This window comes from Erwinia sp. PME.40.26/001 (assembly GCF_055556675.1).
Window position 1 is genome coordinate 1 of record NZ_JBVHNP010000473.1, and the last position, 231, is coordinate 231.

Genomic DNA, 231 nt, shown 5'->3' on the forward strand with positions numbered 1-231 from the left:
CGCCCGCATGTACCGCGGAGCGACCCTGCCGCGGCCGACCTCGGCTCCCCGGCCGCCGTCGCTGGGCGGGCGCTGGTCGCTCCTGCCTGATCGGGAACCGGATGCCGCGGCCCGGGCGACCGCGACGGCGAGCCTGTTGCTCGACCGCTACGGCGTCGTCACGCGCGGCGCCGTGCAGTCCGAGGGCGTCCCGGGCGGTTTCGCGCAGGTGTACCGCATCCTCGCCGGCTT

Annotated in this window: 1 protein-coding gene; it reads left to right on the top strand. The window is 77.1% G+C overall.

The features are described from left to right. Positions 1-7 precede the first annotated feature (7 nt). The coding region (locus ACZ3HG_RS25025) for an Lhr family helicase (protein WP_465335269.1) at positions 8-231 on the top strand (224 nt) is incomplete at its 3' end.